Source organism: Micromonospora zhanjiangensis, from assembly GCF_042650605.1.
GTDB lineage: Bacteria > Actinomycetota > Actinomycetes > Mycobacteriales > Micromonosporaceae > Micromonospora_J > Micromonospora_J zhanjiangensis.
In genome coordinates, this window is the sequence record NZ_JBHSBN010000034.1 from 21,056 (window position 1) to 38,681 (window position 17,626).

A 17,626-nucleotide genomic window follows, 5' to 3' on the forward strand; every position below is an offset into this window, starting at 1 on the left:
GTGGTCGCGGGACCCGAGCCGGCCGAATCCGTCGCGATCGGCCGAAACGGCTGCTTCGGGGTAGGGGTGCGGGCATGCTCGGGGGTGCTGGATCGGCCCCCGGGCAGAGGAGGCGCGCCGTGAAGGACTACCACAGCGACTGGACCGAAGAGCAGAGCGCGGTGTACGACGAGGCGTACCGCGTCGGGCAGGAGTGGGCGCAGGACCCGGAGACCCCGGTCGACGAACAGCAGCGGGTGGTCAACCTGGCCGAGGCCGACGAGGACGACCTGGCCGACGTGGAAATCGAGTACCAGCCGCTGGTGGACGCGGTGGCCGACGCGACCGGGGTGGACCTGGCCAGCGTGCCGGCCTCCCGGGACGATCCCGGCTTCGCCGGTTTCGTCGACGGCGTCCGGGACGCCGTGGCCGGGGACACCTTCGGCCTCTGAGGCGCGCCTGGCTGAGGCGCGGCCGGCGGCGGCGCGCGGCGTGCCGGCCTCAGAAGTCGGCGTACAGGTGGGGCAGCCGGCGGGGGAAGAGCGTGCGCAGTTGGGCGGCCGCGTCGTCGGGTACGGCGCCGAGGCCCTGGAGGACCACCTCGACCGGATCCAGCACGCCGTAGACCAGGGCGGAGAGGCCGGCCGCGGTCAGCGTGGCCGCCGGTACGGCGGTCGGGTCGGCACCGGTCAGCTCGATCCGGCCGTCGGTGCCGTCGAGCAGGTGCCGGCCGGACAGGAACGGGTCGTCGACGAGTTCGACCACGACCCGACCGGGCCCGGCGGCCAGCCCGCGCAGCGCGTCCAGGGACAGCAGCCGGGCCATCGGGGCGGCCGAGGTCGGGAAGTGGACGTCGGCCGTCACCCGTACGGCGAAGTCGACGCCCCACAGCTCCGGCGTCTCGTCCGGGGCGATCCGCATGGTCACCCGGTCGACCTGGTCGACGTGCCGGGCGAGGAACTGCAACAGCAGGGTCCGGCCGAGCGGCCCGGTGGTCAGCAGGTCGTCGCCGGCCAACGTGCCGCCGTGGTCGGAGATCCGGTACGTGAACACCCCGGCCACCTCGCCGTCCACCAGCGCGGTGACCGACCAGCGCTCGTCGGTGTCGCGCGGCCACACCGCCCGGGACGCCGGGAAGATCGCGAAGCCGTGCCGGTCCGCCAGCAGCCGCTCGGTCAGCGCGCGCTGGTCGGGATAGCCCTCCCGGATCCGCTGCCAGCGCAGGTCGCCCGGCAGGTCGGCGCGGACCAGCGGAGCGAGCCCGGCCGGCGAGAAGCCGACCGTCCGTGCCTTCGGCAGGCCGGCGTACCCGAACCGGGCGTAGAACGAGGGGCGGAACGGGTACAGCGCGCTGACCACACACCCCTCGTCGCGCATCTCGCCGAGCAGTCGGGTGAGCAGGGTCCGCACGTGTCCCTGCCGGCGGGCCAACGGATGGGTGGCCACCGCGGCGACGCCGGCCATCGGCAACACCGTCCCGCGCACGTTCTGCCGCATCGGGATCGCCGTCACGGTGGCCAGCGCGGTCCGGCCCTCCTCGGCCACCAGCGTCCGGCCGTCCTCGGTGTACGGCAGGTAGTCACGGAACTCGTCCAGCCGCGCCGCCGTCGCCGGGGAGGCCTCGAAGGCGTACGCCTGCAACGGGAAGGACCTGGTCAGGCGCTCTTCGGTGGTCAGTCGCCGGATCTCCACGTGCTCCATCCCAACCGCGTCGACCACCCTTTTCAACTGATATTGCGAAAAGCGCGTGGCCGGGACACCGGTCCGGCCACGGAACACGGCCGCCGCACCGGTCAGGTCACCAGGCCGCGGCGGTAGGCGTAGACCACCGCCTGTACGCGGTCGCGCAGGTCGAGTTTGGTGAGGATGCGCGAGACGTACGTCTTCACGGTCTCCTGGCTGATCACCAAGGTCGCGGCGATCTCGCTGTTGGACCGGCCGTCGGCGAGCAGGCGCAGCACCTCCAGCTCGCGCGGGGTGAGCGTGACGTCGTCCGGGGTGGCCTCGGTGGGGCGGATGCGTGCCGCGTACCGGCCGACGAGCTGCCGCGTCACCTCGGGCGCCAGCAGCGCGGCGCCGGTCGCGACGGTACGGATACCGTGCAGCAGTTGCGCCGGTGGGGCGTCCTTGAGCAGGAACCCGCTCGCCCCGGCGCGCAGCGCCTCGTAGACGTACTCGTCCAGGTTGAACGTCGTCACGACGAGGACCTTGACCGGTTGGGGCACCCCGGCACCGGCCAGCAGGCGGGTCGCCCCGATGCCGTCGAGCACCGGCATCCGTACGTCCATCACCACGACGTCCGGGCGCAGCCGGCCGGCGAGGTCGACCGCGGCGCGCCCGTCGCCGCACTCGCCGACCACCTCAAGGTCCGGTTGGGCGTTGATGATCGTCGCGAAGCCGGTACGGATCAGCGCCTGGTCGTCGCAGACCAGGACCCGGATCGGCGCGGTCACGAGGGACTTCCCGCCGGGATCCGGGCCCGGACGGCGAAGCCGCCACCCGGCCGCCGGTCGGCGCTGAATTCGCCGCCCAGGACGTCGACCCGTTCGCGCAGCCCGGCCAGGCCCCGCCCGCTGCCGCCGGGGGAACCGCCGGGAGGTCTGCCGGACGAGTCGGCTCCGTCGGTGTCGACCCGCACGCTGATCTCTCTTTCGCCGTGCCGGACCACGACGGTCGTCCGGCTGCCGTGGGCGTACTTGAGGGCGTTCGTCAGGGCCTCCTGCACGACCCGGTACGCCACGAACTCGGCGCTGCCGGGTGCCTGTGCCGGGGTGCCCTCCTCGGTGAACTCCACCGGCTGTCCGGCCCGCCGGGTCTGCTCCACCAGGGTGCGCAGTTCACCGGTGGACGACGTCCGGGCGTCGTCGCCGTGGTCGGGGTTGAGCAGGTCGAGCAGGTGCCGCAGGTCGGCGATGGCTCGCCGGCCGGTGTCGGTGACGGCGGTCAGGGCCTCGTCGAGGCGGTCCGGGGCGGCGGTCAGGTAGCGGGCCGCCTCGGCCTGCACGACCATCGCCGTCACGTGGTGGGTCACCACGTCGTGCAGTTCGCGGGCGATCCGGGTGCGTTCGGCGGCGCGTGTGGCCTCGGCGACCTGACGGCGGCGTTCGGCCTCGACGGCGCGGGCCGTCCGCAGCCAGGCCCCGGCACCCGTTCCCATGGCCAGCACCAGGTAGAACGTCACGTACTCGGTCACGCTCTCGGTCGAGCCGGACCGGACGAGCGCGACCGCCAGCGCCAGGTACGCCACGGTGAACAGGATCGTGGTGGTCCGCCGGTGGCGGTCCAGGTGCAGGCCCGTACTCAGCAGCGCGAACAGTAGCGCGGCGCCCGAGACCAGGTGGTAGCCGCGGAGTTGGTCGACGGCGAAGCCGATCGACACCAGCGCGAGACAGGCGGCCGGCCAGCGCCGGCGTACCGCGAGCGGAAGGCATTCGAGGCCGACCACCAGGACGGCCAGCGCGTCGTGCGGGCGGCTCGGCAACTCGCCGAGTTGGGTGCCGTGGCTCTCCAACGCGGGCAGGAACGACGTGCCGGCGAGCAGCAGCGCGAACGGGAGATCCCGGACCGTGACGGCACAGCGCCGCCACAGGTCCGGGACTCGACGCGGGTCGATCACCGGGCGAGCGTAGCGGTCGCGTCGGCCGGGGCGGTGCGGCCCCGGCGGGGCAGCACGTTGCCGCGCTTGCGGGCCAGCCGCATGAAGACGGCGGTTATCGCCAGGCCGACCAGCACGGTGACCAGGCTCGCCTCCGGTCCGAACTCGCCGCCGCTGATCGCGGTCGGGCCGGAAGTCACGGCGTGCACCAGGCCCTGCGTGCCGGACTTGCCGGAGACGCCGGCGCCGAAGATGCCGCCCTCGACGAAGTTCCAGGCGAAGTGCAGCCCGATCGGCAGCCACAGGGTCCGGGTGGCGGCGTAGCCGGCGGCGAGCATGCCACCGGCCTCGACCCCGATGGCGAGCACGCTCAGCAGGGTGGCGTGCGGGTTGGCCAGGTGGGCCAGCCCGAAGACCAGGCTGGTCAGCACCAGCGTCGTCCAGGTGCCGAGGCGCGGCTCGATGATCCGGAACAGGATGCCGCGGAACAACAGCTCCTCGGTCACGGCGGCGGCGGCCATGAAGCCGAGCAGCGCCAGCGCGCCCGGCACCGAGCCCCAGCCGGTCATCCGGTAGCCGCCGAAGACGGCGATGACCGAGATGACGGCGACGAACATCCCGGCGCCGATCAGCGCCCCCCGGCCGAGGGGCGCACCGGCACCCTGCCAGGACAGCTCCGCCGGCTCGCGGTGCTCGGTCCGGCGCACCACCCAGCGGTACGCCAACAGCGCCAGCACCGCCGTCGCGAAGCCGAACAGAAGGGTGAAGAACCAGTTCGGTTGCACCGCGTTGGCGAGCAGGCTGCCGACCCCGGCGACCACGGCGACGACGACGAGCTGCTTCAACAGTCGCATCAGGACTCCTCGTGAGACTCCGCGGCCGGAGTGCCGCGGCGTGCCTCAAACGCTATGGAGCCGGCGGTCCGAAATCGTCACCGCACAGTGGACATCCGGAAGTAGCTCGCACGGGGGACAAGCCCGGCGGGCCGGTCGCTCAGTGCGGGACGGTCGCTCAGTGCGGGACGGCGCCGAAGCGGAGGTGACCGCGTCGACGCAGCCGGAAGCCGGACACCAGTGCCACCAGCACCGCCAGGCCGAGGGTGAAGCCGATTCCGTGCACGATGCCCCGGACCAGGTAGCCGCCGTCGGTGTGGTCCACCGCGTACGTGCCGAGTTCCCGAACCGACCACAGTGGCGTGAGCGGGGCCCACGAGGCGTCCGGGTCCATGAGCATCTGGATCCCGATGGTGATGAGCAGCAGCAGTGTGCCCTCCAACTCGCGGGGCAGCACAGTGCCGATCAGCATGCCGAACGGCGCGGCCACCGCCACCGAGAAAACCATCGCCAGCGCGGTCCCGCCGTGTCGCACGTTCGGCGCGTCGAAGTGGACCAGCAGGTAGAACGGTATCGCCACGGCCAGCCCCAGGGCGGTCAGGCCGAGCAGCCGACCGAGGTAGAGCTGACTGGTCCGGTAGCCGGTCAGCCGCAGCCGCGGCTCGATCTCCCGGCTGGCGCTGGTGGCGAAGAGCGCGGCGGTGCTGACCGCCCAACTCACCCCGAGCAGCAGCAAGCGGACCGACTGCCCGACGTAGTCGCCGCGACGGAGCAGGTAGAAGGCCAGCGGGAAGAGCAGCAGCAGCGCGATCACGCCCTTGCGGCGAATCAGCTCGCGCAGCGTCATCTCCGCGACGGTCAGCAGCTTTCTCATCGGCGGGCGCCTCCAACGGGTGCCGAGGTGAGATCGAGGACCAGGTTCACCCGGTCGAGTTGGGTGAGCAGGTGGGTGACCACGACGATCGCCTTGCCGGCGTCCCGCAGCCGCCACAGCTCGTCCCAGAAGTTGACGTACGTCCCCCGGTCGAAGCCCTGGTACGGCTCGTCGAGCAGCAGCACGTCCGGCTCGGTCAGGGTGGACATGGTGAGATTGAGCTTCTGCCGGGTGCCGCCGGACAGGTTCCGGGCCACGGTGTCGACCGGTTCGTTCCAGCCCAGCTGAGCGGCGGCGGTCCGGCCGATCTGACGGGACCGGGCGCGGGACAGCTCCCGGCCGGCGCCGACCAGGACGAAGTGTTCGTCGGCGCGCAGGTAGTCCAGCGTGCCGCCCTGCTGTGGGCAGTAGCCGAGCCGACCGGCGACGGTCACCTCGCCCGAGTCCGGCGAGTCCAGGCCGGCGCAGATCCGCAGCAGGGTGGACTTGCCGCAGCCGTTCGCCCCGACCACGGCGGCGATCTGGCCGGCCCGGACGGTCAGGTCGACGTCCCGCAGGACGGTGCGCCGGCCGTACCGCTTGGTGATGCCGCGGGCCGCGAGCAGCACCGGGCCCGGCCGCAGCGGCGTGGCGGTCGGGGCCGTCCGGATGCTCTCGGCGACCGCCGCCGCGTAGTGCTCGGCGGGCCCGAACACGGCGTACGGGTCCTCGCCGCTGTCCCGCAGGTGGGTGGCCGCCTCGGCGACCACGTTCGCGATGTTGTCCGGGCCGATGCCGTGCCGGCGCAGTTCGATCTCCAGTGCCGCGAGCCAGCTGTTCACGTTCATTGCTCCACCGCCTCCTTCCACAGCGACTCCACCTGGCCGGCGAACAGTTGCCAGTCCCGGCCGTCCCGGCGCAGGGCGGTCTGCCCGGCCTCGGTGAGGCGGTAGTACTTGCGGGCCGGTCCGGCCGCGCCCTCCCGCCAGTGCGCGACGACCAGTCCGGTGCGCTGCAACCGGAGCAGCACCGGGTAGAGCGTGCCGCCCTGGATCGGTCCGATTCCGGCCTCGTCGAGCGACTGGGCGAGTTGGTAACCGTAGGACTCCTCGCGGGCCAGCAGCGCGAGGACGCACAGGTCGAGGACCCCACGGAGCCACTGACTCCGTCGGTCGGTATCCACGTCGTAGAAGGTAGCGGAACCAGCTAGCTGACACAACTACCTAGTCCGGTGCGGGATCATTCGGGGATGACGACCGCCGCCGAGTACACCGAGTTCGCCCGCGAGGCGCGGGGCGTGTCACCCGCGTACGAGCGGCTGTCGCTGGCGGTGTCCCGGGACGGGGAACTGCTCGCCCTGCTCGACGCGCTGCCGCCGGCCAGGCGCCAACCGAACCTGCTGTTCGGCGTCGTACGGCTGCTCGGCGGTCCGGTCGACGACCCGGCCGCGTTCCGCGACTGGACGGTGGCGAACTGGCCGGCCGTCGAGGCGGAGATGCGCGGCCGGGCCACCCAGACCAACGAGGCCGGGCGGTGCGCCGTACTGCTGCCGGTGCTCGCCGGGCTGCCGCAGCCACTCGCGCTGCTGGAGGTCGGCGCGTCCGCCGGGCTGAACCTCTATCCCGACCGGTACGGCTACCGCTACGGCGATCACCGCCTCGGCACGGGCAAACCGGTCCTGGACTGCGTCGCGATCGGGGTCAAGCCGCCGACCCGGGTGCCGGAGGTGGTCTGGCGGGCCGGCCTGGACCTCAACCCGCTCGACGTGACCGATCCGGCGGATGTCGCCTGGCTGGACGCGCTGGTCTGGCCGGAGCACGAGCACCGGCGAGCCCGGCTCGCCGCCGCAACGGCGGTCGCGGCGGCCGACCCACCCCTGCTGGTCCGCGGCGATCTGGTCGACGACCTGCCGGCGCTGGCAGCCCAGGCGCCCGCCGGGGCGACGCTGGTCGTGTTCCACACCTCGGTGCTCTACCAGGTGCCGGCGCCGCGCCGGGCAGCGTTCACCGATCTGGTACGCGGGCTGCCCGGCCACTGGATCGCGAACGAGGACCCGGAGGTGCTGTCCTACGACGGGTTACCCGAGCCGCCGGACGACGGCCACCACAACGTGCTCGCGTTGGACGGGGTGCCGCTGGCCTGGACCCGAGGACACGGGCAGGAAATCAGGGCGCTACCGGCGACGTGTCGGCCAACACAACCATGACGCCTGCGGGCGCGGCCCGGGAGATTTCAGGCGCCGGTGTTCGAGAATTCCCCCGCCACGACCCGCCTCGGCCGTTGCCCGACGCCATCGTCAGTCTATCTTGGACAAGTTTTGTTCCCACCGAACAGAACTTGTCCAAGATAGACAAGCATGGCCGGTCCTAATGCTGTTGGCCCGGCATCCCAGCGACCCCTTTCCTCCGAGAGTTGGACGGGGCCCCGGCCCGATTAGGGCTGACGCCTCCCGGGGCCCCGTCGCTGGTCATCCCATCGGGCCCCTTGTGGGCCAGGCTCCCCGGCCCGCTATCTCCGTTGGGATAACCGCGTGACTCCACACTGGCCGGACCGGGCCGATCGTGGAAGCATGAATGGATCGGCAGCCGTGCCGTTAAAGATCCCGGCAATACCTGTAGGGGGCCGTAGAGGTGAGTAATCTTTTGAATTTGTTTGGCGAGGAACTACGGATAGCCCGGCAGGAGGCCGGACTGTCCCAGGAGGATTTGGCGACCAAAATCAACTACTCGGCCGCTCAGGTGTCCGCGGTTGAGCGGGGCACCCGCCGGCCCTCCGATGACCTGGCAAACAGGGCTGACGCCGTGCTGGGGCTCAACGGTCGGCTGTCCCGGCTGCTGGCAGGCATCCGGCACGAGGCTGCGCAACCGGCGTTGCGGCCCTGGCTGGCGTTTGAAACGGAGGCGGTGGCCCTCCGCTCCTATGAGCCGTGCCTGATCCCGGGGTTGCTCCAAACGGAGGCGTACGCCCGCGCCCTGCTGTCCGGTGGGGGACTACTGACCGCCGCTCAGATTGACGAACAGGTTGCCGTGCGGATCGAGCGACAGGCCGTGCTCGCCCGGGAAAATCCGCCCCAGACCGTCTTCGTCATCGACGAACAGGTATTGCGCCGTCCGCTGGGCGGGCCGGAGGTGATGCGGGAGCAGTTGTTGCACATACTGCAACTGGTGGATGACTGTTCGCGTGTCCGGGTGCATGTCGTCCCCCTGTCCGTGGGGGGCTACGCCGGGTTGGACGGGCCCTTGGCCGTAGCCACCTCCCCGGAGGGGGCCGTGGCCGCGTACCTTGATTCTCAGTTGACAGGCACGCTGGTGGAGCGGCCTACTGACGCGAGCGAGGTGATTCGCGCGTGGGAGGTTATCCGCGGGGACGCCCTCTCTTGCACGCAGTCACGACAACTGATCGAGGAAGCGGCGGAACAGTGGACTTGACCGGCATCCGGTGGCATAAGAGCACCCGCAGCAACAGCACTGGCGGTAACTGTGTGGAGGTTGGCGACAACCTCCCCGGGGTGGTGGCTGTCCGCGACACCAAGGATCGGGACGGGGGAACCCTGCTGTTCGCGCCGGCCGCATGGGCAGCCTTCACGGCTGCCACCCGGGCGGGCCGGTTGGGCCGCTGACGGCTCCCCACGACGACGAAACCCCCCGCCCGGAGCCACCCGGGTCGGGGGTTTCGTTGTTCCAGGAGGTCACCGACAGCCCGTCACCGTTCGAGCAGGTCGCGCAGCACCTTGACGATCTCGTCGGGCGCTTCCTCGGCCATGAAGTGCCCGGCCGAGGTGGTGCGGTGCTCCAGATCGGCGGCCCAGTCGCGCCACAGCCCGGCGGCGTCGAAGCCGAGTGCGGTTCCCCAGTCCTGCTGGACCACGGTGACCGGCATGACCAGGCGGTTCCCGGCGGCCCGGTCGGCCTCGTCGTGCTCGATGTCGATGCCGGCCGAGGCCCGGTAGTCCGCGACGATGGAGGGGACCGCCTCGCGGGAGGCCCTCAGGTACTCCGCCCGCAGGTCGGCGGGAATGGCCTGCCGGTCGCCGGCCCACACGTCGAGGAAGTAGCCGAAGAAGGCGTCCGCGCTGGCGCTGATCATCTGCTCGGGCAGCCCGGGTGGCTGGGCCATCAGGTACAGGTGGAAGGCGACCGCCGCGCTGGATCCGTGCAGAATGTTCCACATGTCCAGAGTCGGCAGGACGTCGAGCGAGGCGAGGTGGGTGACCACGGTGGGGTGGTCGAGGCCGGCCCGGATGGCGACCAGGGCGCCGCGGTCGTGCCCGGCCAGCGCGAAACGGTCGTGCCCGAGCCGGCGGGCGACCGCAACGACGTCGGCCGCCATGGTCCGCTTCGAGTACGTGTCGCGGTCGCGCGCCGCGGGCTTGTCGCTGGCGCCGTAGCCGCGCAGGTCGAGGCAGATCACGGTGTGGTCGGCGGCGACGTGCCGCCACATGAGGTGGGTCTGCGGGAAGCCGTGCAGCAGCACGATCGGGCTGCCCGTACCACCCACCGCCACGTTCAGCGTCACGTCGTCGTCGACCGGGACGCGCCGGTAGTCGAAGTCGGGGATGGCGAAAGTCATGATCGTCCTTTGCTCGTCGGTTGGCCGAGCCCAGCGTGCCGGTCGGCGATGAGCAGGCGATGAGCGCGATACGTTGGGCCGGGGGCGCGGAAGGGTGGTTCGATCGATGCGGGTCAGGTTCGGTGTGCTCGGGCCGGTCGTCGCCTGGGACGGCACCGGTGCGCCGATCGACCTGAAGGGGCCGAAACACCGCGCGGTGCTGGCCAGACTGGTCGTCGCGCGTGGTCGGGTGGTGCCGGTCAACCACCTCGTCGACGACCTGTGGCGGGACCCGCCACCGGGCGCGGTGGGTGCCGTCCGCACGTTCGTCGCGGCGCTGCGGCGGGCGGTGGAGCCGGGGCGTCCGCCGCGGGAGCCGGCCCGGTTGCTGGTCACCGAGGGGCCCGGCTATGCGCTCAGGGCGGCGCCGGACGCGGTCGACGCCTGGCGGTTCGAGGACGCGGTCGCGGCCACCGGGCCCTCGCCGGACACGATCATCGAGCGGCTCGACCGGGCCCTGGGCTGGTGGCGGGGGCCCGCGTACGCCGGCTTCGACGACGAGCCGTGGGCGCGAGTCGAGCGTTCCCGCCTCGAACAGTTGCGGCTGAACGCGATCGAGCAGCGGGCCGAGGCGTTGTTGACCGTGGGGCGGGCCGCCGACGTCGTACCGGATCTCGACGCGCACGTGGCGGAGCATCCGTGGCGGGAGGAGGCGTGGCGACTGCTGGCCCTCGCCCTGTACCGCGCGGGCCGCCAGGGTGACGCGCTCGCGGTGCTGCGCCGGGCCCGTGGTCTGCTGCTGGAACAGCTCGGCGTCGACCCGGGTCCGCGCCTGCGGCTGCTGGAGACCGACATCCTCCGCCAGGTCGACCGGATCGACGACGGTGCCCGATCGCCGGAACCGGACCGGGTCTGGGCGGCGGTCACGGCGGCGTACGACCGCTCCGTGGCCGTCGGAGCCGCGGATCGACTGGAATCGACGGTCAACCTGCTGCGAAGTCTCGCCGTGACCGGGGCGAGCGGACTCGATGCGGCGCGGGAGGGGCGGGTCGCGGCCGTCGTCGCCGCCGAGCAACTGGGCGATCCCGAACTCACCGCCCGGGTCATCGGCGGCTACGACGTACCCGCGATCTGGACGCGTTCGGACGACCCGGCGCAGGCGGCGCGGCTCGTCGCGGCGGCCGAGCGGACCCTGGTCGCCTGTCACCCCGGACCGGCCGAGGCCGCCCGGGCCCGGCTGTTGGCCGTCATCGCGGTGGAGTCGCGCGGTACCCGCGCGGCGCGCGGACCCGAGGCCGCCCGGGAGGCGGAACGGATCGCGCGTCGCCTGGGTGACCCGGCCCTGCTGGCCTTCGCGCTGAACGGCGTGTTCATGCAGAGCTTCCACCGGGCGGGACTGGCCCCCGAACGGGACGCGATCGGTGCCGAGCTGATCGACCTGGCCGGCCGGCACAGCCTGGTGGCGTTCGAGATCCTCGGGCACCTCGTCCGGCTGCAGGCCCGCGGCGCGCTCGCGGACTTCGCGACCGCCGACCGGCACGCCGTCGCGGCCGACCGGCTCGCCGGGCGGCACCACCGCCCGCTGGTCGGCGTCTTCACCCAGTGGTACCGAGCCCTGCGGCTGGCCGCGACCGGGCCGTCGCCGCGGGCCGCGGAGATCGCCTACCGCGACGCGGCGGCCCGGCTCGCCGACGCCGGCATGCCGGGGGTCGAGCGGGGCCTCCTACCGCTGGCCCTGCTCTGCCTGCGGGTGTGGCACGGCGACCCGGTCCGCTTCGACGAGACCACCGACTGGGGCGGTTACACGCCCTGGGTACGCCCGCTCCTCCTGCTGGGCCGGGACCGCCCGGCCGCCGCCGCCACGGCACTGCGGCAGGCCCCCGATCCGCCGCGCGACCTGCTCTTCGAGGCCCTGTGGTGCCTCACCGCCCGGGCCGCGGTCGCGCTGGACGACCGGGCGGTGATGGCACGCGCCCGGGCCGAACTCGCGCCGGCCGCCGGCGAACTGGCCGGGGCCGGCAGCGGCATGCTCACCGTCGGCCCGGTCGCCGGTCATCTCGACATTCTCGACGCGGCCCTGAGCCGCGCCCGATGACCGCGGACCGGGCCGTCATGCCGTCGCCGGCACGACGTCGGCCAGCACGACGGTGACGTTGTCCGGCGCGCCGCCCTGGTGGGTGAGCTTGATCAACTGCTCGGCGCACTGGTCCCGGTCCGGACAGCCGAGCAGCGTCAGGGCGATCACCGGATCGGACACCACGTCGGACAGGCCGTCGCTGCAGACCAGCAGCCGGTCGCCCGGCTGGACGGTCAGCGCGGTGTGGCTCGGCGTGATCTGGGCGCCGCGGACCACCTGGGTCACCAACGAACGCTGCGGATGCTGCCGGGCCTGCTCCGGGGTCAGCACGCCCTGGTCCACCAGCGCCTGCACGAAGGTGTCGTCCCGGGTGAGCCGGTGCAGCTCACCACCGCGGAGCAGATAGCAGCGCGAGTCGCCGACGTGCGCGACGGCCAGCCGGTCCCCGGCGAGCAGGGCCGCCGTGAGGGTGGTGCCCATGCCCTCGCTGGCCGGGTCGGTCCCGGCGGCGGCACCGACCTCCCGGTTGGCGGCGTCCAGCGCGTCCCGCAGCGCGGCGACCGGGTCGTCCACCGGACCGGTGTCCAGCCCGGCGAGGACCCGGATCGCGATGTCGCTGGCCACCTCGCCGGCCGGCAGCCCGCCCACCCCGTCGGCCACGACGATCAACCGGTCGCCCGCGTACGCGGAGTCCTCGTTGTTGGACCGGACCAGGCCGGGGTCGCTGAGTTCGGTGGTCCGGAGGATCAGGCTCATGTCACCTAGCCTGCCAAGAACACCGTCGGGGTGTCTCTACGTACTACTGCGTAAGGTTGGCTCGTGATGCCGGTGTCCATGGTCGGGCGTGCCGGGGAGCTGGCCGAGCTCGCCCGCGCCTGGTCCGCCGTGGTCGAGGCGGACCGGCCGGCGCTCCGGACCGTGGTGATCACCGGCGCGGCCGGGGTGGGCAAGAGCCTGCTCATCGCCGCGGCCCTCGACGGGTACGCCCCGCGCCCGTCGACCGTGCTGTCCGGCGTCGCGCGGGTGCACAGCCCGGCCCCGTACGACTGGTTGGCGGCCGTGTTGTGCGGCCGGGACACCGCCGACCTGCCGGTCCCGGCGGACGCCCTGGCCTGGTTGGCCCAGCAGCCCAACTCGCCGCGGGAGCGCTACGCGCCGGAGGCGCTGCTGCGGCTGGCCGTGGCCACCGTCCGGGCGCTGGTCGGCGCCGGGCCGGCCGTGCTGGTCGTCGACGACCTGCACGCGCTCGACCCGGCGAGCCTCAACCTGATCGGCGAGCTGGCGGCGGTGCCCGACCTGCCCGCGCTGCTGGTGGTGGGCAGCCGGCCGCCCGCCGCGTCGGTGGCGCCGCAGCTCACCGCGCGCACGCTGGCTCGGCTCTCCGGTACGCCGGGGGCGGTCCGCCAGCACCTCGGCCCGCTCACCCCGGCCGAGGTCGCCGAGGTGCTGGCCGAGGTGTACGCCGGTGAGCCGGTCGCCGAGGAGATCGTCGCGACGGTGTGGGAGCGGACCGGGGGCAACCCGTACTGGCTCACCGAACTGCTCGCCGCCCGCGGTGCCGGTCCGGTGGCGGCGTTGGTCGCCGGGCCGCTGCCGGAGCACCTGCGGCTGCCGACCGGTCCCGCCCCGGACGCCGCCGAGCTGACCAGCCGGGAGGCCGAGGTGCTGCGGTGTCTTGCCGGCGGGATGTCGAACAAACAGATCGCCCGTTCGCTGGGAATCTCCGTCCGCACGGTCACCGTTCACGTTTCCAACCTGCTGCGGAAGACCGGTGCGGCCTCCCGAACGGAAGCAGCACTGCTGGCCGTGCGCCATCAGTTGATCGGTCCGATGAGACGGTCGTAGTAGTCCCCTTTCTCCGAGCTTGACGCGTACGCCATCATTAGCAGAAAGGACCGGAGCTTTGTCTACATGCTCCGGTGGGCCGACGTCTCTGGCCGCGTAACGCGAGTGCCGCTCGGCTGTTCGACGGTGCATTTGGCGGATGGTGGTGTAGGACTGATGAGGATTCAACCCCGTCAGCAGCTCCTGGAAATTTGGGGCGCGGCCGTAGGGTCGTCCTGGCAGGACGGTCAGTGGCAGTGGGGCGGTCGGCACGGCTCGAATTCGATCGGGGACGCCGAGCAGTTGCTCTGCCTCCTGCTTCCCGCGACGCAGGTGGCCTCGTTCAAGATCGACAATCCGGACGAGACCGCCGACGAGATGCTCCGGGCGCTGCGCCCGCTCGGCACGGCGACCCAGATCCCCCGGGTGTTGATCCAGGTGCTGACCGAGTACTTCACCAAATACCGCGACGAGACGGGTGCCCCGGTTTTCTCCGGCGGCACCTATTTCGTGGTCGAGGACGGCGCCGACAAACCCACCCCCGAACAGCTCGAACTGGGCATCGTCGACTCGTACGCGATGTCGGTGACGCTGTCGCTGGCCACGATCGGTTTCGCGAAGGTCTTTCGCGGCGCGGTCCGCCGGGACGAGGTGCTGCGCGAGATCGAGGCACTGGAGACGCTGGCCAGCCAACGGCTCAGCGCCGCGATGGTGGGCCTGTTGCGCAGTTTCTCGGTCTACGTCTTCGACGTCGACTCCACCGAGGGCGGGGTGCTGATCCGGACGGTCAACCAGTCCCGCATGCCGCAGCGCCAGGTGGTCGCGCAACTGCGCCGGGAACTGCGCCAGACGATGGCGACCTTCCGCGAGGTCCTGATCGGATCCGGCCAGGTGGGTGACCTGGAGAGCGCCAACCGGCTGTTCGAGTGCGGTTGGTCCTGGGGGGTGGTCAAGGACGCCCCGGTGGTGGAGACCGAGGAAGCGGTGGGCGAGCAGCCCAAGGGCGTGGCCGAGGAGAAGCCGTACCTCTACTTCACGGTGGTCGCACTGGACGCGATCGAGGACCTCTTCTCCGAACGGACCCGCATCCTCGGCCTGCTGAACGACGAACAGCAGCGGCTGTCCCGGGCGCTGCAACTGCGCTGGGAGTTGACCCGGACCTACTGGGCCACGGTCGCCACCTTCGGCAACAGCCACCGCTGGCCGTTGGAGGACATCCCCTGGCAGACCACCGACGCTGACACGTCCGACTACTTCACCCTGCTGGTCACCTCGCTGGCCGTGAAGGGTCTGGTCAACCTGCGTGGCTCGGACGCCGAGCTGTCCCGGGTCGGTTCGGTGCTGAGCGAACTGGCCAACCGGGCCCGGATCACCCGCCGCCCGTTCGAACGGGACGCGGCGCTGACGCTGCACGCCCCCGGCGTACGGGTGAACCTGATCGGCAGCGAGCAGTTGGGCGGGCCGCGGCTGCGCTGGGCGGTGAGCGAGTTCGCGCCCCTGCTGCTGCAGCGGACCGCGTACATCGCGACGCTGATCAGCGACACCGAGCAGCGGGGCGTCCTGCTCGACCTGGCCGACGCGGTGTGGGACCACCTGAGCAGCCGGCGCCTCGACCAGGGCTCGATGCGGGCCCTGTGGGACCAGCCGGCCAAGGCGTTCCCGCAGTTGAACGTCCACTACGACCGACCCTCCTGGTACTTCACCGAGCGGGTGGTGGCCGGACTGGTCACCACGGCCAACATGCTCAACCGGGCGCCGCTGCGCAGCGGGCGGCTGGTCGAGGTCGCGATGGAGCTGCTCAGCGAGGCGGAACACCTCTACGACATGGAGTTGCTCAGCGGTGCGGCCGAGGCCGGCCCGAAGATGCAGCAGACCTTGCACGTCGTCCGGGTCAACCTGGAGCGGGCCCGCGAGATCGTGCAGGACCGGCCGGGCACCTCCGTGGCGCTGACCAGCGAGGTGCTGCGGTCGCTCGACGAGTTCTCGGCGGCCCGGCGCGACGTCACGGAGGCGGGCTGACCATGCTGATCTTCGCGGCATCCGACAAGGGCGGCACCGGCCGCTCGGTCACCAGCAGCAACGTCCTCTACCGCAGCGCCCTGCAGGGTACGGACGTCTGCTATCTCGACTTCGACTTCGGCTCGCCGACGGCCGGTGCCATCTTCAACGTCGAGTCGGTGGTGCACGGCACCACCCGGGGCGGACTGCACTCCTACCTGGACGGCGACGTCGCCGAACCGCAGCGGATCGACGTGTGGGACGACTCCGACCGGTCCAGCCTGCGCAACCGCCCGCCGGGTGCCGGCCGGCTGGTCCTGCTGCCGGGCGACGCCGGCGGTGGGGAGTTCCCGTCCACCCGGGAGATGGTCATCCGGTGCGGCCGGTTGTTCCTCCGGCTGGAGGAGGAGTTCGACCTGGTCCTGGTGGACCTCAGCGCCGGCCGGTCGTACGCCACGGACATGGTCCTCGCCGCCACCGCGTTGCCGGAGCTGGCCTCGGTCCGGGCGCGGTGGCTGGTCTTCCACCGGTGGACCCGGCAGCACGTGCTGGCCGCCTCGGCCCTGGTCTACGGGACCAGGGGAATCCTGGAGACGGGCGTCCGGCACGGACACGACCGCGACGAGTTGGCCGACTCGCTGCGGTTCGTCCGGACCGCCGTCGTCGACCCCGACTCGCCCGAACTCGAAGGGCTCCGGCCGGGTCAGCTGGCCTGGCTGCGCGAGTGCAACCGTGACCTGCTCGAACTGGCCAGCACCAACCGGGTCGGCCGGACCATGTTGATCGACTCGGTGCCGCTGGATCCGGTGCTGCAATGGCGGGAGCAACTCATCTCCGACAACGACGTGTACGCGCGCCGGATCGCCAACCTCGAGACCGTGGAGGCATTCACCAGGCTGGCCAAGCTCATCGTGGACGACGCCGCCTGGGAGACGCTGTGACGGCCCCGGAGGTCGCCTTCGAGGAGAGCACAGCCCGACGCAGCGTCGAGTCGGTGCCGCTGTCGCACGTGTCGATCGAGGTGGGCCACCTCTACATCGAGGAGTTCGCCGGCGGGATCGAAGGGCTCAAGCGGCACTTCGCTCGGATCGCCCCCTGGGTGGCGGCGGCCCGGCTGGCGGCCGACGACCGGGCGCCGACCGGGCGGGCCCGGATCAGCACCTGCTTCATGATCGACGACTACTTCAGTCGGTTCAGCACACCCACGGTGGTGGCCCGGCAGGTGCTCACGGCCGCCGAGAGCGCCGGGCTGGTCATCGACTACTTCGCCCGGGAGGCCGGCTGCGCCCAGGCCGACGACATCCCGCTCGCCGAACTGGTGCTCACCCAGTTGGTCTCCGACCCGGTTCCGGAGACCACCGGCGACCGGCCGCCGACGATCGAGACCGGCTGGCTGTGCAACGGCAAGCGGTCACCCGCGCTCGGCCCGGCCCAGGCGATGAGCGGTGGGCGGGTGTGGCAGCCGCCGGTGCAGAACGCGGCCAACCGACATTCGATCTTCCTGGACGTCGAGCTGTGGGACTACCTGGACAACGGCGAGCGGCAGTGGTCCTGTCCGTTCCTGGCCGCCGTCTGGCAGCTCATGCGGCTCGGCCTGCTGCGACACCAGGGCGAGGGAGTGACCAACCCGTACCTGCTGGACGACTGGCCCGACGACTGGGACCGGCTCCCGGCGGTGGTCAAGCTCAACCCGAACGCCGCCCCGTTCAGCGCCTACCGCACGTTCTCGGTCCTCGGCACCCGGTTCCTGCCGATCGAGCACGCCGTCCGGACCATCCTCAGCCAGGTCTCGGTCGACCCGGCGGTGCTGGACCAGCTGCACACCCGCAGCCGGGCGGAACGACTCGACCTGCCGAAGGACCTGGTCGAGCGAGTCGAGTACGCGTTCGTCGCGGACTGAGCGGGTCGAGTACGCGTTC

General features: G+C 72.0%; 18 protein-coding genes. 9 read left to right on the forward strand and 9 right to left on the reverse strand.

All coding sequences use genetic code 11. From position 1 onward, the window contains the following. Positions 1 to 119: 119 nt before the first annotated feature. The gene (locus ACFOX0_RS29975) at positions 120 to 431 is read left to right on the forward strand and encodes a hypothetical protein (protein WP_377552301.1); all 312 of its coding nucleotides are present in this window, start codon (positions 120 to 122) and stop codon (positions 429 to 431) included. 49 nt (positions 432 to 480) lie between these two features. On the opposite strand, the gene ACFOX0_RS29980 is transcribed toward ACFOX0_RS29975, so the two are convergent. From ACFOX0_RS29980 to ACFOX0_RS30010, 7 genes are all read right to left on the reverse strand, one after another. Continuing rightward, positions 481 to 1,698, reverse strand: a complete 1,218-nt coding sequence (locus tag ACFOX0_RS29980; RefSeq protein WP_377552302.1) for a GNAT family N-acetyltransferase — start codon at positions 1,696 to 1,698, stop codon at positions 481 to 483. 74 nt (positions 1,699 to 1,772) lie between these two features. Then, on the reverse strand, positions 1,773 to 2,432 hold the full coding sequence (locus tag ACFOX0_RS29985; RefSeq protein WP_377552303.1) for a response regulator: 660 nt from the start codon (positions 2,430 to 2,432) through the stop codon (positions 1,773 to 1,775). Then, on the reverse strand, positions 2,429 to 3,595 hold the full coding sequence (locus ACFOX0_RS29990; protein WP_377552305.1) for a sensor histidine kinase: 1,167 nt from the start codon (positions 3,593 to 3,595) through the stop codon (positions 2,429 to 2,431). The genes ACFOX0_RS29985 and ACFOX0_RS29990 overlap by 4 nt, the downstream gene beginning before the upstream one ends. Then, complete coding sequence (locus ACFOX0_RS29995; protein ID WP_377552308.1) at positions 3,592 to 4,428, reverse strand: CPBP family intramembrane glutamic endopeptidase; 837 nt, start codon at positions 4,426 to 4,428, stop codon at positions 3,592 to 3,594. The genes ACFOX0_RS29990 and ACFOX0_RS29995 overlap by 4 nt, the downstream gene beginning before the upstream one ends. A gap of 157 nt (positions 4,429 to 4,585) precedes the next feature. Further along, positions 4,586 to 5,281, reverse strand: a complete 696-nt coding sequence (locus ACFOX0_RS30000; protein WP_377552309.1) for a hypothetical protein — start codon at positions 5,279 to 5,281, stop codon at positions 4,586 to 4,588. Beyond that, on the reverse strand, positions 5,278 to 6,108 hold the full coding sequence (locus ACFOX0_RS30005) for an ATP-binding cassette domain-containing protein (RefSeq protein ID WP_377552311.1): 831 nt from the start codon (positions 6,106 to 6,108) through the stop codon (positions 5,278 to 5,280). Before ACFOX0_RS30005 ends, ACFOX0_RS30000 begins: the two co-directional genes overlap by 4 nt. Further along, on the reverse strand, positions 6,105 to 6,443 hold the full coding sequence (locus tag ACFOX0_RS30010) for a PadR family transcriptional regulator (RefSeq protein WP_377552312.1): 339 nt from the start codon (positions 6,441 to 6,443) through the stop codon (positions 6,105 to 6,107). Before ACFOX0_RS30010 ends, ACFOX0_RS30005 begins: the two co-directional genes overlap by 4 nt. A gap of 66 nt (positions 6,444 to 6,509) precedes the next feature. Here ACFOX0_RS30010 and ACFOX0_RS30015 point away from each other — a divergent pair, with 66 nt between their 5' ends. The 3 genes from ACFOX0_RS30015 to ACFOX0_RS30025 all read left to right on the forward strand — a co-directional run bounded on the left by ACFOX0_RS30015 (position 6,510) and on the right by ACFOX0_RS30025 (position 8,879). After that, positions 6,510 to 7,466 carry a DUF2332 family protein gene (locus ACFOX0_RS30015; protein ID WP_377552314.1) on the forward strand — a complete coding sequence of 319 codons (957 nt, stop codon included), beginning with the start codon at positions 6,510 to 6,512 and terminating at the stop codon, positions 7,464 to 7,466. 424 nt (positions 7,467 to 7,890) lie between these two features. After that, positions 7,891 to 8,688 (forward strand): helix-turn-helix domain-containing protein, encoded by a 798-nt coding sequence (locus ACFOX0_RS30020; RefSeq protein WP_377552316.1) that lies wholly within the window; start codon positions 7,891 to 7,893, stop codon positions 8,686 to 8,688. Further along, positions 8,679 to 8,879, forward strand: coding sequence for a DUF397 domain-containing protein (locus ACFOX0_RS30025; protein WP_377552318.1), 201 nt, complete (start codon positions 8,679 to 8,681; stop codon positions 8,877 to 8,879). The genes ACFOX0_RS30020 and ACFOX0_RS30025 overlap by 10 nt, the downstream gene beginning before the upstream one ends. Positions 8,880 to 8,962: 83 nt before the next feature. On the opposite strand, the gene ACFOX0_RS30030 is transcribed toward ACFOX0_RS30025, so the two are convergent. Beyond that, positions 8,963 to 9,829 carry an alpha/beta fold hydrolase gene (locus ACFOX0_RS30030; protein WP_377552319.1) on the reverse strand — a complete coding sequence of 289 codons (867 nt, stop codon included), beginning with the start codon at positions 9,827 to 9,829 and terminating at the stop codon, positions 8,963 to 8,965. 106 nt (positions 9,830 to 9,935) lie between these two features. Here ACFOX0_RS30030 and ACFOX0_RS30035 point away from each other — a divergent pair, with 106 nt between their 5' ends. Continuing rightward, positions 9,936 to 11,903 (forward strand): AfsR/SARP family transcriptional regulator, encoded by a 1,968-nt coding sequence (locus ACFOX0_RS30035; RefSeq protein ID WP_377552320.1) that lies wholly within the window; start codon positions 9,936 to 9,938, stop codon positions 11,901 to 11,903. A gap of 15 nt (positions 11,904 to 11,918) precedes the next feature. Here ACFOX0_RS30035 and ACFOX0_RS30040 read toward each other — a convergent pair whose 3' ends face one another. Beyond that, positions 11,919 to 12,641 carry a PP2C family protein-serine/threonine phosphatase gene (locus tag ACFOX0_RS30040; protein WP_377552322.1) on the reverse strand — a complete coding sequence of 241 codons (723 nt, stop codon included), beginning with the start codon at positions 12,639 to 12,641 and terminating at the stop codon, positions 11,919 to 11,921. A 66-nt stretch (positions 12,642 to 12,707) separates the two neighbouring features. Here ACFOX0_RS30040 and ACFOX0_RS30045 point away from each other — a divergent pair, with 66 nt between their 5' ends. From ACFOX0_RS30045 to ACFOX0_RS30060, 4 genes are all read left to right on the forward strand, one after another. Then, positions 12,708 to 13,730 (forward strand): LuxR C-terminal-related transcriptional regulator, encoded by a 1,023-nt coding sequence (locus tag ACFOX0_RS30045; protein ID WP_377552323.1) that lies wholly within the window; start codon positions 12,708 to 12,710, stop codon positions 13,728 to 13,730. A gap of 156 nt (positions 13,731 to 13,886) precedes the next feature. Next, positions 13,887 to 15,728, forward strand: a complete 1,842-nt coding sequence (locus ACFOX0_RS30050; protein ID WP_377552324.1) for an SCO2524 family protein — start codon at positions 13,887 to 13,889, stop codon at positions 15,726 to 15,728. Positions 15,729 to 15,730: 2 nt separating this feature from the next. Beyond that, on the forward strand, positions 15,731 to 16,648 hold the full coding sequence (locus tag ACFOX0_RS30055) for an SCO2523 family variant P-loop protein (RefSeq protein ID WP_377552325.1): 918 nt from the start codon (positions 15,731 to 15,733) through the stop codon (positions 16,646 to 16,648). After that, positions 16,645 to 17,607, forward strand: coding sequence for an SCO2522 family protein (locus ACFOX0_RS30060; protein WP_377552326.1), 963 nt, complete (start codon positions 16,645 to 16,647; stop codon positions 17,605 to 17,607). Before ACFOX0_RS30055 ends, ACFOX0_RS30060 begins: the two co-directional genes overlap by 4 nt. Positions 17,608 to 17,626 lie beyond the last annotated feature (19 nt).

Bases quoted from the DNA above. Each gene is read 5' to 3' on its own strand.
- ACFOX0_RS30035 (WP_377552320.1), top strand. From the start codon at position 9,936: ATGCGGGTCAGGTTCGGTGTGCTCGGGCCGGTCGTCGCCTGGGACGGC.
- ACFOX0_RS30055 (WP_377552325.1), top strand. From the start codon at position 15,731: ATGCTGATCTTCGCGGCATCCGACAAGGGCGGCACCGGCCGCTCGGTC.
- ACFOX0_RS30050 (WP_377552324.1), top strand. From the start codon at position 13,887: ATGAGGATTCAACCCCGTCAGCAGCTCCTGGAAATTTGGGGCGCGGCC.
- ACFOX0_RS30005 (WP_377552311.1), bottom strand. From the start codon at position 6,108: ATGAACGTGAACAGCTGGCTCGCGGCACTGGAGATCGAACTGCGCCGG.
- ACFOX0_RS29995 (WP_377552308.1), bottom strand. From the start codon at position 4,428: ATGCGACTGTTGAAGCAGCTCGTCGTCGTCGCCGTGGTCGCCGGGGTC.
- ACFOX0_RS30040 (WP_377552322.1), bottom strand. From the start codon at position 12,641: ATGAGCCTGATCCTCCGGACCACCGAACTCAGCGACCCCGGCCTGGTC.
- ACFOX0_RS30045 (WP_377552323.1), top strand. From the start codon at position 12,708: ATGCCGGTGTCCATGGTCGGGCGTGCCGGGGAGCTGGCCGAGCTCGCC.
- ACFOX0_RS30030 (WP_377552319.1), bottom strand. From the start codon at position 9,829: ATGACTTTCGCCATCCCCGACTTCGACTACCGGCGCGTCCCGGTCGAC.
- ACFOX0_RS30015 (WP_377552314.1), top strand. From the start codon at position 6,510: ATGACGACCGCCGCCGAGTACACCGAGTTCGCCCGCGAGGCGCGGGGC.
- ACFOX0_RS30000 (WP_377552309.1), bottom strand. From the start codon at position 5,281: ATGAGAAAGCTGCTGACCGTCGCGGAGATGACGCTGCGCGAGCTGATT.